Below are 14,963 nucleotides of genomic sequence, written 5' to 3'. Positions count from 1 at the left end.
GCCCGCGCGCACTACGATCGGCCGGTGGCAGAGGAAGAAAAGGGCGGGGAAAGCACGCTCACCGTGGTGCTCGCCGGTGGCGTGAACCTGGCGATCGCGATCATGAAGCTCGTGGCGGGGCTGATCACCGGCTCCGGCGCGATGCTCTCGGAGGCCGCGCATTCGGTGGCCGACACGATCACCGAGGTCCTGCTGCTCACCGCACTGCGCCGCTCGGACCGCCCCGCCGACCGCGTGCACCCGTTCGGCTACGGCAAGGAACGGTACTTCTGGTCGCTGCTCGCCGCGGTGTCCATTTTCGCCTCAGGCGCGATGTTTTCCTTCTACGAAGGCTTTTCGACGATCTTCGGCGAGCCGGTGGAACAGACGTCGCCGGTGGTCGGCTACGTCGTGCTGGCGCTGGCGTTCGCGATGGAATCGGTGTCGTGGGTGCAGGCCGTGCGGCAGGTGCGCAAGGAATCGGCCGCGGCGAAGCAGACGCTCGGCGAGTACCTGCGCCTGATCGACGACCCGGCGCCGAAAACCGTGCTGTTCGAGGATTCGGCCGCGCTCGTCGGCCTGGTGATCGCGTTCGCGGGGCTCGGGCTGCACCAGCTCACCGGCTCCGCGGTGTGGGACGGCGCGGCGTCGCTCGCGATCGGGCTGCTGCTCGCCGTGGTCGCCTACCTCCTCGGCCGCACGAACCGCGGCCTGCTGATCGGCAGGCAGGCCGACCCGAGGCTGGTGCGCGGGATCGGCGAGGCGATCGTCGCGACGCCCGAGATCGAGGCACTCGTCGACCTGCAGACCATGCTGATGGGCACCGACCAGGTGCTCGTCTGCACGCGCGTGGACTTCGACGACGCGCTCGGCGCCGCCGACGTCGAGCACGTGTGCGTACGGCTGGCCAACGAGCTGATCGACGCGTTCAACGACGTTACCGAGGTCTTCATCGAACCGGTGCCCCGCAACGATCCCGATCTGCGCGCCCGCGTGCTCGCGCGCTACGGCGACGAGGTGGCGAAGCGGTGGAACCCGGCTACCGGATCGGTACCCGTAGCACCTCAGTCGCCTGAAGCAGGCGGATGACCTTCTCCCCGTCCTCGGACAGGTCACCCTCCAGCTCGGCGGCGGGCAGCACCTCGGGCGTGCCGATCACGTAGTACCGGCCCTGGTGCCGGATGCCGCCACCGCCCGCCCTCTTGAAGTTCCGCACCCACTCGACGTCGGACCCGTCGGGGAGCGGGATCACGAACCCGTCCTGGATGCGGAAGGCGGTGACCGGGATGCTGAGGTAGGCGCCGGTCGTCCGATCCCGGTACCGGACCAGGCCGAGCCCCGGCGCTCGTCCCGCCCACACGCGCTGCACTGGTTCGGGCAGGTACCAGTTGAGGCGCGCGAGGCGCGGGGGCAGCCGCATCCGGATGATTTTACCGCCCCTTGCCTGAAGCACTGAATCAATGCTTCACTCCTTGACGTGCCCTACCGACGGACGCCGAAGGTCCAGCAGCGGCTCGACGAGCAGCGAGCCGCGATCCTCGACGCGGCCGTCGAACTGCTCGCCGAAACCGGGTACGCGGGCTGTTCGATGGCGGCCGTCGCGGCGAAGGCCGGTATCGCCACCGGCAGCGTCTACCAGCACTTCCCCGGGAAAGCCGACCTCGTCGTCGAGCTGTTCCGGCGCGTGGTGACCCGCGAGGTCGACGCCGTCGCGGCCGCCGCGGACCGGCCGGGCACCGCGAGCGAACGCGTGCTCGCGGTGGTCGACACGTTCGCAGGGCGCGCGCTGAAGGCACCGCGGCTGGCGTACGCGCTGCTGGCCGAGCCCGTCGACGCGCCGATCGAAACCGAGCGGCTGGTGTTCCGGCAGGCGTTTCGGGACATCGTCGCCAAGCACGTCGCCGACGGCGTGCGCGCGGGCGAGCTGACCCCGCAGGACCCGGCGATCACCGCGGCCGGGCTGGTCGGCGCCTTCGCCGAGGTGCTCATCGGCCCGCTCACCTCGGGCGACGCCGCCGCCATCGAAGAACTCTGCCGCTTCGCCGTACGGGCGATTTCCCCGCTTGGAGGTTCGGATGCCCACGCATGAGGTCACCAACCAGGTCCCGCCGCTGCACGGCCACGACGTGGCCGCGGACCCGGCGCTGCTGGAGGCGCTGAACCGCGAAGGCGCCGGCTGGGCGGAACCCGAGCTGCACGAGCTGGGCAAGCTCGCCGGTGGCCAGGAAGCGCAGGACTGGGGCCGGATCGTCAACGAGAACGAGCCGGTGCTGCGCACGCACGACCGGTACGGCAACCGGATCGACGAGGTCGAGTTCCACCCGCACTGGCACGACCTGATGCGGGTCGCGGTGTCGCACGGCCTGCACGGCGCGCCGTGGCGGGACGACCGGCCGTCGGCGCACGCCGCGCGCGCGGCGAAGATGTATGTGTGGAGCCAAATCGAGGCGGGACACACCTGCCCGATCTCGATGACCTACGCGGCGGTTCCCGCGCTGCGGCACAATTCCGAGCTGGCCGCGAAGTACGAACCGCTGCTCGCCGCCCCGGAATACGACTACGGGCTGCGCGAGCCGAGCACCAAGCGCGGGCTCATCGCGGGCATGTCGATGACCGAGAAGCAGGGCGGCTCCGACGTGCGCGCGAACACCACGACCGCGCGGCCGGACGGCGACGGGACGTACCGGATCGTCGGCCACAAGTGGTTCACCTCCGCGCCGATGTCCGATGTGTTCCTCACGCTCGCGCAGGAACCGGGCGGGCTCTCGTGCTTCCTGCTCCCGCGCGTGCTGCCCGACGGCACGCGCAACCCGATTCGCTTGCAGCGCTTGAAGGACAAGCTCGGCAACCGGTCGAACGCGTCGTCGGAGATCGAGTACGAGAACGCGGTCGGCTGGCTCGTCGGTGAGGAAGGCCGCGGCGTGCGGACCATCATCGAGATGGTCAACAACACGCGACTGGACTGCGCGGTCGGCAGCGCGGCCGGGATGCGCGCCGCGACCGTGCAGGCCGTGCACCACGCGACGCACCGGCACGCCTTCGGGAAGGCGCTCGACCGGCAGCCGTTGATGGCGAACGTGCTGGCCGATCTCGTCGTCGAATCGGAGGCCGCGACGACCGTCGGCATGCGGCTCGCCGGTGCCACGGGACGTCCCGAGGAGCAGGCGTTCCGTCGTCTCGGCCTCGCGGTGACGAAGTACTGGGTGTGCAAGCGCGCGCCGTCGCACGCGGCCGAGGCCCTGGAATGCTTGGGCGGCAACGGATACGTGGAAGAGTCGGGAATGCCGCGGCTCTACCGCGAGGCGCCGCTGATGTCCATTTGGGAGGGTTCCGGCAACGTCGCCGCGCTGGACGCGCTGCGCGCCATGGCGAAGCAACCGGACACAGTGGACGCTTTCTTCACCGAAGTCGAACTGGCGACCGGCGCCGACTCCCGCCTCGACGACGCGCACGCGCGCCTGCGCAAGGACCTTTCCGACCTAGCGGACATCGAGTACCGCGCGCGCCGGATTGTGGAGAGCATGGCGATGGTGCTGCAGGGTTCGCTGCTGGTGCGGTTCGGCACCCCCGCGGTCGCCGACGCGTTCTGCGCGTCGCGGTTCGGTGGTGACTGGGGTGTCGCCTTCGGCACGCTCCCGTCCGGTGTGGACACCGCGGCGATCATCGACAGGGCAAGGGTTTCCTGATGGGTGTCCGCGTGGAACGGCAGGGCCCGGTGACCACCGTGATCCTGGACCACCCCGAAAAGCGCAATGCCGTCGATGGTCCCACCGCCGCTCTTCTCGCCGACGCGTTCCGTGCGTTCGACGCCGACGAGGAAGCCTCCGTCGCCGTGCTGTGGGGCGAAGGCGGCGCCTTCTGCGCGGGCGCCGACCTGAAGGCGATCGGCACCGAACGCGGCAACGCTGTTCATGAGGACGGTGACGGCCCGATGGGCCCGACCAGGATGCGGCTGGGCAAACCGGTGATCGCCGCGATCGCGGGGCACGCCGTCGCGGGCGGACTGGAACTGGCGCTGTGGTGCGATCTCCGCGTCGCCGAACCGGATGCCGTGCTCGGCGTGTTCTGCCGGCGGTGGGGCGTCCCGCTCATCGACGGCGGCACGGTGCGGCTGCCGCGGCTGATCGGGTCGAGCAGGGCCATGGACCTGATCCTCACCGGCCGCCCCGTCGACGCCGCCGAAGCGCACGGCATGGGACTGGTCAACCGCGTGTGCGAACCGGGCCAGTCCCGCGTCGCCGCGGAACGCCTCGCCGCCGAAATCGCGGGCTTCCCGCAGACCTGCCTTCGCGAGGACCGGCTGTCCGTATTGGACCAGAATGGACTGTCCGAAAAGGACGCTCTGCTGGTGGAGTACGAGCACGGGCTGGCGTCGCTGTCGGCGGACACCCTCGCCGGGGCGAAGCGCTTCGCCGACGGCGCCGGACGACACGGCTCCTTCACCTGAGCCCCCAGTCGCCCGCGCGCTTGAGGAAGCTCCTTCAGAAGTCGGGTGACCGCGCCTGGTGCCCCGAAGGTGGCTTTCGGGGACTTGAGCGCCCCGAAGGTCACCTTCGGGGCATGCGCGGGGCAGCGGTCGAGTGTGCGAGGGGTGGATTCGTGTCGTCTAGCGCCCCGAAGGCCACCTTCGGGGCATGGGCAGCCCCGCCCGCGCGCCCGCGAGGGCCGAGAAAGTGACGCTAGAGTCCCCGAAGGCCACCTTCGCGGCATGGCGAAAACCCGCGGCGGGGCTCGCACTGGCGAATCGAGTCGGCACTGCGCCCTTCCGGGTGTACGGAACTGTCGGGGATCGGTCGTATCGTTCGGTCATGACCGACACGACCGCACCGATCGACGCGATGGCCACCGAGGCACTGGGCCTGTTCCTCGCCGCGGTGGACCAAATCCGGCCGGAAAGCTGGGACGAGCCGTCGAACCTCGGGGAGTGGAGCGTGCGCGATCTGGTCGCGCACGCCACTGGAAGCGCGACGAAAATCGTGACGCACATCGAGAACGGCGAAATCGCGCCAGGCCCTTCCGACCCGGCGGACTGGCGGTACGAGGACCCGGCCGCCCAGCTCCGCGAACTGGCGGCGCGGTTGAGCGACGCCCTACCCGGCGCTGACCTAGACGCACCACGGGCCTCGCCGGAAGGCGAGGTCCCCCTGCGGCGGGCGCTCACCTTCCCGGTCGCGGACCTGATCCTGCACAGCTGGGACGTGCACCGCTCGCAGGGGCGGCTCGTCGAGCTTCCGGAGCAGGCACTGGCCTTCTGCCGCGGACTGGTGGAATCGGTACCCGACCACCTGCTGCGGCGGCCGGGCGCGTTCGGGCCCGCCCAGCCCGTGCCCGAGAACGCGACGCCCACCGCCCGGCTCCTGGCCCACCTCGGGCGCTCGGTCGAGCCCGAAACGCGCTAGGGCGTGTTTTCAGAAGCGGCGGAGCCGCTTGAGGTGGGCCGTCAGCTCGCACCGCCGGAGGTTCTGACGTGGTTCCTGGCGAGGACAGCGCCAGCGTGGTGACCTGGCGGTCATGAGTCGGCGATCCCGGAGCCAGGGACCACGTCAGGTTCTCCTACCCGCACCGCCACGCAAACCACTTCCAAACACCTACCAGGAGACGTTTTCCAGCGCGGTGCCCTTGGTTTCGCGGATGAACCTGAGCACGAACGGGATCGACAGCAGCGCGAACGTGGCGTAGATCCAGTACGTGACGCTCAAATTCCAATCGCCCATGCTCGGGAAGCTGACCGTGACCAGCCAGTTCGCCACCCAGTTCGCGGCCGTGCCGACGGCGAGCGCGGCGCCGCGGATGCGCAGCGGGAACATCTCGCCCAGCAGCACCCACAGGATCACGCCCCACGACAGCGCGAACGAGAGCACGAAGACGTTCGCGAACACCAGCGCCACCGGGCCCCACGCGCCGGGCAGGGTCAGCTCGCCGTTCACCTTCACCGAGTTGCCGAACGCGATGGCGGCCGCGCCGAGCCCGATCGCCATCCCGGCGGAACCGATGAGCAGCAACGGTTTCCGGCCGACGCGGTCGATGAACGCGATCGCAATGAACGTGCCGATGATGTTGATGACCGGGCTGACCAGGGAGATCAGCAGCGAATCGGTGTTCTGGCCGACGGAATGCCACAGCGTGTCGGAGTAGTAGAAGATCACGTTGATGCCGACGAACTGCTGGAACACGGCGAGCGCGATGCCGACCCACACGATCGGCAGCAGCCCGAACTTCCCGCCGAGCAGGCTCTTCACGCTCGCCCGCCGCTCGGTGCGCATCCCGCGGCGGAGATCGGCGACCTTGGCGTCCAGCGCCTCCTCGTCGTCGAGTCCCTCCACTTCGGACAGTACCGCACGTGCCTTTTCGGTCTTGCCGATCGAGAGCAGGTAGTGCGGCGATTCGGGGATGATCGACGCGAGCACGAAGTAGAGGACCGCCGGAATCGCGGCGGCGCCGAGCATCCACTGCCACGGTTCGAGGCCGCCGAGCGAGCCGTTGAGATCGTGGCCGCCGTCGGGCCCGAGCGGGGCGAAGTCCTTGATCACCCAGTTGACCAGTGCGGACACCCCGATGCCGAGCACGATCGCGAGCTGCTGCAGTGACGCGAGCCTGCCGCGGTAGGCGGGCGGGGCGACCTCGGCGATGTAGGCGGGTCCGATCACCGAGGCGACGCCGATCGCGATCCCGCCGACCACGCGCCAGATCGCCAGGTCCCAGATGCTGAACGGGAACATCGCGCCGATCGCGCTGACCAGGAACAGCACCGCGGCGAGCTGCATGGTGCGGATGCGGCCGATCCGATCGGACAGCAGGCCGCCGAACCACGCCCCGACCGCGGAGCCGATCAGCGCGCTGGACACGGTGAGCCCGGTCGCGGCCTGCCCGACCTCGAAGTGCTTCTGGATGCCGAGCACGGCGCCGTTGATGTTCGAGCTGTCGTAGCCGAACAGGAACCCGCCGACCGCGGCAGCACCCGCGATGAACACGACATGGGCCAGGTGCTGGTGCTCGGCCCCCGATCCCTGCTTCCCGATCGCCGTACTGCTCAAGGCCACACCCGCACAATCTGCATCGATTCCGATCGTCCGCGACCCTACCCCGGCGTTCAGAGCAGCGACGCGCACCCGTCTGGCTCAACGTCGCACATGGTCTGGACCATGCCGTACCAGGAGGTGGCGTGGGCCACCCGGATCAGTCACGACGGGTCCGCCTTCCGGCGAACACGAGTGCCGCGCCGATCAGCACCATCCCGAAGCCCGCGAGACCGGGGATCAGCACGTCAACACCGGTTTTCGCGAGCGGCGTCTTAGGCGTTTTCGGTGTGCCCGTGCCGGGAGTGCCCGGTTCGCCCGGCGTTTCCGGCACGCCGGGTTCGTCGGGGGTGTGCACGGTGACCTTCGCGGTGCCCGTGTCGCGCACCGGGTCGCCCGGCTGCTCGGTGTCCGGGGTGCCGGTGCCGGTCGCGACGTTCACCAGCTCGCCGGTCTGCGGCGCGGTGGTGGTGCAGGTCCACTCCTGCTTCGCCCCGGCCGCGAGCTTCTCGAACACCCGGTCGCACACCGGCAGCGTCGGGTCGCTCACCTTCACCGGCGCGAGATCGACGTTGCCGGTGTTGGTCACGGTCAGCGTGAACGTGACGGTCTCGCCCGCCCGCGCGGTCGCCGCGGACGCCTTCTTGGTGACGTCCAGACCGGGCTTGGCGACCTTGGCGACCGCGTCGTCGGTCGCGTCGACCGGTTTGCCCGTCGGGTCGTCGCCGGTGGCCGTGACCGTGTTGGTGATGTCCTGCTCGCCCATGATCAGTTCGCAGGTGACCGGTTTCGACTCCGCGCCGACGGCCAGCGAACCGATCTCGACCGAGCAGCCCTTCGCCACCGGGTCGTCGAGCTTGACGTTCACCAGCGGCACGTCACCGGTGTTCTTGGCGACCACGGTGAAGGTGACCTTTTGCCCTGGCAGCACCGGTTTCGCGGGTCCGGTCTTGGTCACGGTGATCCCCGGCCCGATCACGTCGACTGAGGCGTCATCGGTGTCAGTGACCTTCCGGCCGGTGGGATCGTCCCCGGTCACCGTCGCCGTGTTGGTCACGTCCTCGGACGCGGTGATCGTGCAGGTGTGCTTTTCGGTGGCGTTCGGCGCGAGCGTGGCCGCGGTGAACCCGCACGCGGGCGTCCGATCGTCCACAACGGACACATTCGTCAACGGCACGTCACCGGTGTTGGTCACGGTGATCGTGAAGGTCACCTGCTCGCCGGGCCGCACCTGCGGTGGCGACGCGTCCTTCTGGATCTCCACGCCGGGATGGATCACGTCGACCTCGGCGTCGTCCTGGCTCGTCACGGGCGGCCCGGTCGGCGGGGTGCCGGTCGCGGTCGCCACGTTCGTGACGTCGTCGCCCGGCGCGGTCATCGTGCACGGGAAGGTCTGCTTCCCGCCCACCGGCAGGTCCCCGACGGTCCGCGCGCATTCGGCGGCGATCGGGTCGGCGACGGTCACGCCGGTCAGCGGCACGTCACCGGTGTTCGTGACCGTGATGGTGAACGGCACCGAGTCGCCTTCGCGGAACGGCCCGCCCCGGACGTCCTTCGTGATCGCGATCCCGGGGTGCTGCACGGTGAACGTGGCGTCGTCGGTCGCGGTCACCGGCTGCTTGGTCGGGTCGTCCCCGGTGACGGTCGCGGTGTTCGTGAACCCCTGCGCACCGGCCACCACCGTGCAGGTGTGCGTGCTCGTGCCCTGCGGCGCGAGCGTGCCGATCTCCTTCGCGCAGCCCGGTGTCCGATCGTCCACAACGGACACCTCGGCGAGCGGAACGTCGCCGGTGTTGGTCACGGTGATAGTGAACGTGACCGTGTCGCCCTCGCGAACCGCGGCCGGGTCAGCGTCCTTCGTGATCGTGACCGCGGGGTGGATCACGTCCACGCTCGCGTCGTCGGTCGCGGTCACCGTGCGGTCCGTGGGATCCGTGCCGGTGACGGTCGCGGTGTTGGTGAAGTCGTCCTGCCCCGCGGGCGCCGTGCAGGTGTAGGTCTGGACACCGGACGGTTCCACCCGGTCGAACGTGCGGGCGCACGACGGTGTCCGGTCGTCCACAACGGACACGTTCGTCAACGGCACGTCACCGGTGTTGCGCACCACCAGGGTGAAGGTCACCGTCTCACCGACGCGCGCCATCGCCGGCGACGCGTCCTTGGTGATCGTGACGGCCGGGTGGATCACGTCCACCTTCGCGTCGTCCGTGCCGGTCACCGGCGGGCCGACGGGCGGGGTGCCGGTCGCCGTCGCCACGTTCACCACGTCGTCGGGCGGCGCGGTCATGGTGCACTCGTAGCTTTCCGAGGCGCCCGCGGCGATCTCGGCGAACGTGCGCGCGCAGTCCGCGGCGATCGGGTCGACCACGCTGACCGCGCGCAGCGGAACGTCGCCGGTGTTGGTCACGGTGATCCGGAAGGTCACCCGGTCACCGGTGCGGAACGGGCCGCCGAGCGCGTCCTTGGTGATCGACAGGCCGGGGTTGTGGACCACGAACGACGCGTCGTCCGAATCGGACACCGGCCGGTCGGTCGGATCCGTCCCGGTGGCGGTCGCGGTGTTGGTGAACCCGGCCGCGCCCGCGACCGTCGTGCACTGGTAAGTCTGCTTTGCTTGTGGCGCCAGCGATTCGAAGGTCCTCGCACACGCGGGTGTCCGATCGTCCACAACGGACACGTTCGTCAGCGGGACGTCGCCGGCGTTGGTCACGGTCAAGGTGAAGGTGACCGTGTCGCCCTCGCGCACCTCACCCGGCGCGGCGTCCTTCTGGATCGCGATCGCCGGGTGGATCACGTCCACCTTCGCGTCGTCGGTCGCGGTCACCGGGCGGCCGGAGCCGTCGGAACCGGTCACGGAAGCGGTGTTCGTGAAGTCGTCCTCCCCGGCGACCATCGTGCACTCGTAGGTCTGCTTCCCTTGCGGGGCAAGCGTTCCCAGGTGCTTCGCGCAGGACGCCGCCACCGGATCGGTCACCGTGACATCGGACAGCGGGCTGTCGCCGGTGTTCGTGACCGTGATCGTGAAGGTCACGGTGTCACCCGCGCGCACCACGGCCGGCGCGGCGTCCTTCGTGATCGCGATCGCGGGGTGGATCACGCTCACCTTCGCGTCGTCGGTCGCGGTCACCGGCGGCCCGACCGGCGGGGTTCCGTTGGTGGTGGCGACGTTCGTGAAGTCGTCGGCCGGCGCGGTGCCGGTGCATTCGTAGGTCCAGGTCCCGTTCACCGCGAGCGTGCCGCTGTAGGTCCTCGCGCAGCCGGGGGCGAGCGGGTCGGTCACCGCGACGCCGGTGAGCGGAACGTCGCCGCTGTTGGTCACGGTGATCGCGTAGGTGACCGTGTCGCCTTCGCGGAACGGACCGCCGCGCACGTCCTTGGCGATCGTGACGGCGGGCTTCTGCACGGTGAAGGTCGCGTCGTCGGACGCCGTGCTGTCACGGCCGATCGGGTCGGTTCCGGTGACGGTCGCTGTGTTGGTGAACCCCTCATCGCCCGCGATCGTCGTGCACTGGTAGGTCTGCTTTCCTTGCGGCGCAAGCGAATCGAAGGTCCTCGCGCAGGCGAGGGTCCGGTCATCGGCCACCCGCACGTTCGACAACGGCACGTCGCCGGTGTTCGTCACGGTGATCGCGTAGGTGACCGTGTCACCCTCGCGGACCGCTGTCGGCGTGGCGTCCTTCGTGATCGCGACCGCCGGGTGGATCACGTCGACCACGGCGTCCGCGGTCACGGTAGTCTCGCGGCCGATCGGGTCCTTGCCCGACGCGGTCGCGGTGTTGGTGAAGTCGTCCGCGGGCGCGGTGCCCGTGCAGGTGAAGGTCTGCTTTCCCTGCGGCGCGAGCGTCCCGATCGTCCTCGCGCACGACGGCGTCCGATCGTCCACAACGGACACACCGGTGAGCGGCACGTCACCGGAGTTGGTCACCGTGATGGTGAAGGTCACCGTGTCGCCCGCGTGCACGACCTTCGGGTCCGCGGACTTTTCGATGGTCAGGCCGGGGTTGATCGCGGTGACCGTGGCGGACGCGGTGTCGGTCACGTGCTGCCCCGAGGCGTCGGTGCCGTCCGCGGTGACCGTGTTCGTGGTGGTCTTCGACGGGTTCGCCGTGCACGAATAGGTCTGGGTGGCGCCGGGCGCGAGCGCGCCGAGCGTCCGGCCGCACGCGGTCGTGGTGTCGTCGGTCAGCTTCACCGGGTCCAGCGGGCTGTCCCCGGTGTTCTTGACGGTGATGGTCCAGGTGACCTTGTCCCCGGCGTGGATGGTGGCCGGGTCGGCGCTCTTGGTCACGTCGATCGCGGGCGCGATGACCGGCACCGGTGCGTCGGCCGACGCGGTGACCTGCTTCCCGAGCTGATCGGTGCCGGTCACCGTCGCGGTGTTCACGCCACCAGCCACCGGCGCGGTCGTGGTGCAGGTGAACTCCGTCGAAGCGCCCGCGGCGAGCTGGGGGAGCGTGCGCGCGCAGCTCGCCGTCTTCGGGTCGGTCACGGTCACGTTGGTCAGCGGCACGTCGCCGGTGTTGGTGACGCGGACCGTGAAGGTCACGGTGTCACCCGCGCGGTAAGCGCGTTTGTCGGCTTTCTTCGTGATGCCGACGGCGGGGTGGATCACGTCGACGGCGGTGGTCGCCGACCCGTCGAGCGGTTCGTCGAGCGCGCTTCTGCCGGTGACCTTGGCGGTGTTGGTGAAATCGTCCGCGGGCGCGGTCGCGCCGCACGTGTAGGTGGTGCTCGCGCCGCCTGCCAGGCTCCCGATCGTTCTCGCGCACGCCGGATACGCCGGATCCTCCACACGCACCCCGGAAGCGGGCGCGCCGCTCGGGTTCGTCACCGTGATCGTGAACGTCACGGGCTCACCCTCGTGGACCACGCTCGGCGACGCGGTTTTCGTGATCTGCAACTCCGGCACGGGCGTGGAGAAGGCAAGGTTCTGCGCGAGATAGGAATCGCCGGTGGTGCCGAAGCCCAGTTTCGCGCTCGTCGCCCCGGCGGGGATCGCCGCGGTCTTGAACGACTTCGCGTCCACGCTGAAGTTGTTCTTCGCGTCGGGCTCGGTGGCACCGTCGGTGTTGGAAATGAAGTAGTTGTTGGGATCGCCGGTCGCGGGCTCGGGCTGCGGGACGTCGTTGATCAGGAAGCGATCGCCGGAAATACCCCAGTCGCCCTCGTAGGCGGTGACGCCGACGTGGGCGTCCGCCGCGGCGGCCCGGAACCCGGTGACCGTGGCGTTCGTGGTCGGATCCGTGTTGTTCTGCCGCACGTGCCCGTCGTAGACGAACACCTCGCGCTTGTTCGGCGCGTAGTCGGCGTTGCGCTCGGGGTAGGAGTAGACCACCGCGATCGACCAGCCGCCCATGCAGTTGAACCCCTTGGGCGCCCACACGTTCCCGACCGTGAGCGGCAGCGGGGACCCGGTCGGCGCACCCACGAACGCGGAGGTGACGTCGGCGTAGGCGGAGTAGTACTGGCCGCCGGTGTAACTGGTCGACGGGTCCTCGGTGTAGGAGGCGGGCGCGATATCGGCCGCTTTCCCACCGCCGACGGTGAACCGGACGGACTGGTTCGCTGGTGATCCCGGCGGCAGCACGGCGGGCGTGTCGAAATTCCGGCGCTGGCACATCGGGACGTTCGACGGCCAGCCAGGCGAAAGGTTGTAGACACCGGTGTTTCCCGCCCAGTTCAACCGCGCGAATTCGACCTTGGCACCGGGCGGAATCGTCACCCCGGCGCGGCTGGAATTGTAGGTGCCTGGATCGGAATCGACGTCCGTCCACTGGATGAAGTAGTTGTCGTTCACCCTCGTGTCGGTCCGGTCCGCCGACGCCGCGCACGCCGACAGCGGGTTGTTCCCGGTCAGCGGTGCGCCGTCACCGGCGACGGGGCACCGGGTGACGCCGTTCCCCGCGTACAGGAAATCGCCGTAGACCGTCTTGTTGAAGTTCAGCGCGAACGGTTTCACCACCCCCGCCTCGGCCGGCGCGTCGACCAGTGTCACCCCCGCGAACGCCACCAAGGAGGCCAGCAGAATGCGAAACAACCTGCCCGCAGTGGACATACGCGCGACCCCCGAACAAGGCGACGTGACGATCGGATCTTGTCATGCGTCGCCGTTTCGGGCGCTTTCGTTATCTCCACAGTGGACAAACCCACCCGGCTAGGTGATCTCTTTCGGGTGGCCGCCGGACAGGCGCGCGGTGGCTTCGTGGGTGATGTCCGCGGCCTCACCGACGAACCGGAGGATCGTGCCGAGTTCGTCCTCGGAATAGCTTTCGCACATCTCGACCACCGAGGAGATCAGGAAGTCCCACAGGTGCACGCTCGCCTGGACGCCTTCGCGGTCGATCTCCACCAGCACCTTGCGCCGGTCTTCGGGATGCGGGCGGCGGCGGACCACGCCCTTGCGCTCCATCCGGTCGACGAGCGCGGTGACCGAGGCGGGGGCGAGGCCGGAGTGCTTCGCCAGTTCCTTCGGGGTGAGCGGGCCGAGCCGGGCGAGGTAGTCGGCGGTCTTCGACTCGGTGGCCGACAGCCCGGCGGTCTCGGCGATGGCGGTGTGGAACATGACCGTTTCCGTCGACCAGACCCGGGCGCGGTCGAGCAGCTTGCCCACGAGCTCTTCCTTGCGGCTTGACACGTCCACGATCCTAGCCCACTATTTAGTTCGATAGAACGAATTAGTTGCTAAGAGATTCGAGGGGATGAAGGACATGGCGAAGGCGTTGATCATCGGGGGCGGGATCGCGGGCACCGTGACCGCGATGGCACTCCGCAAAGCGGGCCACGACGTACGGCTCTACGAGGCGTATGACCGGAGCGCCGACGGTGTCGGCGCGTTCCTGACGCTGGCCGTCAACGGGCTCGACGCACTCGGCGCGCTCGACCTGAAAGACCTGGTCAAGGGCCTCGGCTTCGACACCCCGAAGATGTCGATGAGCCTCGGCGACGGGCACCGGCTCGCCGAGTTCCCGCTCGGCATCCCGATGCCCGACGGCACCGTGAGCCAGACGGTCCGGCGCTCCGACCTCTACGTCGCGCTACGCGACGAAGCCGCGCGCAGAGGCGTCACGACCAAATACGGGAAACGGCTGGTCAGCGCATCGGAAACCGCCGGTGGCGTGCGCGCGCGGTTCGCCGACGGCACCGAGGCCGAGGGCGATCTGCTGGTCGGCGCGGACGGCCTGCGGTCGCGGGTGCGCCGGATCATCGACCCCGCAGCGCCCGCGCCGCGGTACATCCCGCTGCTGAACACCGGCGGCTTCACCCGCGATGTCGAGGTCGGCGGCGAACCCGGCGTGATGCACATGACCTTCGGCAAGCGCGTGTTCCACGCCTACGTGCCGTGGCCCAATGGCGAGGTGTGGTGGTTCGCCAACCTGCCACGCCGCCGCGAGCTCGCCCAGTCCGAGCTGACCGCGGTCACCAGTGAGGAATGGCGCGCGAAGCTGCTGCGGCTGACCGCGGGCGACCGCTCGCCGATCGGAGCGGTCATCGAAGCCACTGAGCAGATCTACACCCCGTGGTCGACCTACGACTTCCCGAGCGTGCCGAACTGGCGCACCGACCGCATGGTCATCATCGGCGACGCCGCGCACGCCACCTCACCCGCGGCGGGCCAGGGCGCCGCGATGGCCTTGGAGGACGCCGTCACGCTGGGCAGGTGCCTGCGCGACTCGGCGGCGGTCCCGGATGCGTTACGCCAGTACGAAAAGCTGCGCCGCTCGCGGGTGGAACGGGTCGTCGAGCAGGGGAAGCGCAACGGCGGCAACAAGATGAGCGGCCCGGTGAGCCACCTGATCCGCGACGCCTTCCTCCGGCGCGCGTTCCGCAACCCGAAGGCGGGGCAGGACAACGGCGAGTGGATGTGGAACCACCACATCGACTGGGCCACCCCGGTCACCGCCTAGCCCCGCTCCTTCGCAAGGGGCGGCGCCATGCCCTGAAGGTGGCCTTCAGAGGCTTCCGCGTCGG

10 protein-coding genes are annotated in these 14,963 nt (G+C 69.5%); 6 read left to right on the top strand and 4 right to left on the bottom strand.

The window, feature by feature from the left end; genetic code table 11:
• The first annotated feature begins 24 nt into the window (after positions 1 to 24).
• Positions 25 to 1,068 carry a cation diffusion facilitator family transporter gene (locus tag HUW46_RS20805; RefSeq protein WP_215548852.1) on the top strand — a complete coding sequence of 348 codons (1,044 nt, stop codon included), beginning with the start codon at positions 25 to 27 and terminating at the stop codon, positions 1,066 to 1,068.
• On the opposite strand, the gene HUW46_RS20800 is transcribed toward HUW46_RS20805, so the two are convergent.
• Entirely contained in the window at positions 1,019 to 1,399 is a 381-nt protein-coding gene (locus HUW46_RS20800; RefSeq protein WP_215548851.1) for a nitroreductase family deazaflavin-dependent oxidoreductase, read from the bottom strand. The genes HUW46_RS20805 and HUW46_RS20800 overlap by 50 nt on opposite strands.
• A 57-nt stretch (positions 1,400 to 1,456) precedes the next feature.
• On the opposite strand from HUW46_RS20800, the gene HUW46_RS20795 reads away from it, so the two are divergent.
• From HUW46_RS20795 to HUW46_RS20780, 4 genes are all read left to right on the top strand, one after another.
• On the top strand, positions 1,457 to 2,068 hold the full coding sequence (locus tag HUW46_RS20795; protein ID WP_215548850.1) for a TetR/AcrR family transcriptional regulator: 612 nt from the start codon (positions 1,457 to 1,459) through the stop codon (positions 2,066 to 2,068).
• Positions 2,055 to 3,665: an acyl-CoA dehydrogenase family protein gene (locus HUW46_RS20790; protein ID WP_215548849.1), complete on the top strand. Its 1,611-nt coding sequence runs from the start codon at positions 2,055 to 2,057 to the stop codon at positions 3,663 to 3,665. Before HUW46_RS20795 ends, HUW46_RS20790 begins: the two co-directional genes overlap by 14 nt.
• The gene (locus tag HUW46_RS20785) at positions 3,665 to 4,426 is read left to right on the top strand and encodes a crotonase/enoyl-CoA hydratase family protein (protein ID WP_215548848.1); all 762 of its coding nucleotides are present in this window, start codon (positions 3,665 to 3,667) and stop codon (positions 4,424 to 4,426) included. Before HUW46_RS20790 ends, HUW46_RS20785 begins: the two co-directional genes overlap by 1 nt.
• A 361-nt stretch (positions 4,427 to 4,787) precedes the next feature.
• A complete protein-coding gene (locus tag HUW46_RS20780; RefSeq protein ID WP_215548847.1) occupies positions 4,788 to 5,378 on the top strand; it encodes a TIGR03086 family metal-binding protein in 591 nt (196 codons plus the stop codon).
• A gap of 189 nt (positions 5,379 to 5,567) precedes the next feature.
• On the opposite strand, the gene HUW46_RS20775 is transcribed toward HUW46_RS20780, so the two are convergent.
• From HUW46_RS20775 to HUW46_RS20765, 3 genes are all read right to left on the bottom strand, one after another.
• Positions 5,568 to 7,019: a sugar porter family MFS transporter gene (locus tag HUW46_RS20775; protein WP_442860949.1), complete on the bottom strand. Its 1,452-nt coding sequence runs from the start codon at positions 7,017 to 7,019 to the stop codon at positions 5,568 to 5,570.
• Positions 7,020 to 7,155: 136 nt separating this feature from the next.
• On the bottom strand, positions 7,156 to 13,050 hold the full coding sequence (locus tag HUW46_RS20770) for a DUF7507 domain-containing protein (protein ID WP_215548846.1): 5,895 nt from the start codon (positions 13,048 to 13,050) through the stop codon (positions 7,156 to 7,158).
• 99 nt (positions 13,051 to 13,149) lie between these two features.
• A complete protein-coding gene (locus HUW46_RS20765; RefSeq protein ID WP_215548845.1) occupies positions 13,150 to 13,629 on the bottom strand; it encodes a MarR family winged helix-turn-helix transcriptional regulator in 480 nt (159 codons plus the stop codon).
• Between the two features lie 73 nt (positions 13,630 to 13,702).
• Here HUW46_RS20765 and HUW46_RS20760 point away from each other — a divergent pair, with 73 nt between their 5' ends.
• A complete protein-coding gene (locus HUW46_RS20760) occupies positions 13,703 to 14,899 on the top strand; it encodes an FAD-dependent oxidoreductase (protein WP_215550005.1) in 1,197 nt (398 codons plus the stop codon).
• Positions 14,900 to 14,963: the final 64 nt, after the last annotated feature.

It is taken from the genome of Amycolatopsis sp. CA-230715 (genome assembly GCF_018736145.1).
Lineage (GTDB): Bacteria > Actinomycetota > Actinomycetes > Mycobacteriales > Pseudonocardiaceae > Amycolatopsis.
Note: the sequence above shows the minus strand (reverse complement) of the source record. Positions and strands in the feature narration are given on the sequence as shown.

What these genes read in the sequence shown, in the direction of transcription:
- HUW46_RS20800 (WP_215548851.1), bottom strand. Translation starts at nt 1,399, where the DNA reads ATGCGGCTGCCCCCGCGCCTCGCGCGCCTCAACTGGTACCTGCCCGAA.
- HUW46_RS20770 (WP_215548846.1), bottom strand. Translation starts at nt 13,050, where the DNA reads ATGTCCACTGCGGGCAGGTTGTTTCGCATTCTGCTGGCCTCCTTGGTG.
- HUW46_RS20785 (WP_215548848.1), top strand. Translation starts at nt 3,665, where the DNA reads ATGGGTGTCCGCGTGGAACGGCAGGGCCCGGTGACCACCGTGATCCTG.
- HUW46_RS20790 (WP_215548849.1), top strand. Translation starts at nt 2,055, where the DNA reads ATGCCCACGCATGAGGTCACCAACCAGGTCCCGCCGCTGCACGGCCAC.
- HUW46_RS20760 (WP_215550005.1), top strand. Translation starts at nt 13,703, where the DNA reads ATGGCGAAGGCGTTGATCATCGGGGGCGGGATCGCGGGCACCGTGACC.
- HUW46_RS20780 (WP_215548847.1), top strand. Translation starts at nt 4,788, where the DNA reads ATGACCGACACGACCGCACCGATCGACGCGATGGCCACCGAGGCACTG.